Here is a 1,331-nt window from a genome sequence, read left to right as displayed (position 1 = left end):
TCGCCCTATGATCCGAGCGAAGGCTGATCGGACCCGTTTCGCCTGAAACAGTTCGTACGCTGATACTCAACAGCCCGCGGCAACGGCCGAGCCGTCACCGCGGTCTCTCCCAGCTTTCTGGCTGCTCGCCTCCCTCGAGATCGATTTTTATCAAAGCGCAAACGTGGTGCGGAGCTTCGCGCCTCGCAGCGGATCTCGCTCCGGGCCTGGTTCAAGACCACTGCAAGGGACGTCGTTGGAGCGCCATTTACCCAAGCGGCCAGACACATCAGTCGCCTTTGGATAGTCCTTATGCTCAACAAGATTCTGGAAACATGCGAAGCCGCGCTAGAGGACGTCAAGGATGGTGCAATCATCATGATCAGCGGCTTCGGGCGAGCAGGCCTTCCCTTGCAACTGATTGACGCGCTGGTTGCGCAGGGTGCGCGCGATCTCACAATCATCAGCAACAACTCTGGAAGCGACGATTCGGGATTCGGTGCACTGATTCGGCAGAAGCGTGTAAGGAAGCTGATTTGTTCGTTTCCGCGGCTCGCCGGAGCAACTCTGTTTGACGCGGCTTATCGGGCGGGAGAAGTGGAACTTGAAGTCATTCCACAAGGTACGTTGGCGGAGCGCATGCGGGCTGCAGGCGCCGGAATCGGCGGATTCTATACCCCAACAGCCTATGGCACCAGGCTCGCGGAAGGAAAGGAATCCCGCAAGATAGAGGGCAAGAACTACATCTTCGAATTACCGCTGAAAGCTGATTATGCGCTCGTGAAGGCATATCGCGCAGACCGATGGGGCAACCTGACCTACAGGATGTCCGGTCGCAATTTTGGTCCCATCATGGCCAGCGCGGCGACGACTCCGATCGCCCAAGTCAGCGAAATCGCCCCACTCGGTACGTTGAATCCAGAGGCGGTTGTTACCCCAGGAATCTTTGTAAAACGCGTGGTGCAGGTTTCGTAATTTCCTGCAAATCGGGCGGAAAAGTTAGAGACGAGATCGCAGAAATGAAAAAGCTTACACGGATCGAAATGGCGCAGCGCGTTGCGCGAGATATCCCGGAAGGCGCATACGTAAATCTGGGAATTGGCGTACCGACGCTTGTCGCCAATCATCTGGACCCACACCGGGAAATCATTCTTCACAGCGAAAACGGCATCCTCGGGATGGGGCCCGCGCCAGCGCCTGGCGATGAGGACGATGACCTGATCAATGCAGGAAAGGAACCGGTCACGCTCCTTCCAGGAGGCGCGTTCTTCCATCATGCCGATTCCTTTTCCATGGTGCGCGGCGGACATCTGGACTACTGCGTACTGGGCGCGTTCCAGGTATCGGTCAAT

Annotated in this window: 2 protein-coding genes; both read left to right on the top strand. The window is 57.0% G+C overall.

Translation table 11 applies throughout. From position 1 onward, the window contains the following. Nucleotides 1-291 precede the first annotated feature (291 nt). Complete coding sequence (locus ACYP5B_RS48695; protein ID WP_459574639.1) at nucleotides 292-954, top strand: 3-oxoacid CoA-transferase subunit A; 663 nt, start codon at nucleotides 292-294, stop codon at nucleotides 952-954. 44 nt (nucleotides 955-998) lie between these two features. Further along, nucleotides 999-1,331, top strand: a 333-nt coding sequence (locus tag ACYP5B_RS48690) for a CoA-transferase (protein WP_459573062.1), incomplete at its 3' end; no start/stop codon positions are given.

Source organism: Cupriavidus sp. 8B (assembly GCF_054589115.1).
The sequence above is the reverse complement of the archived record's forward strand: the minus strand, read 5'-3'. Positions and strand labels throughout refer to the sequence as shown.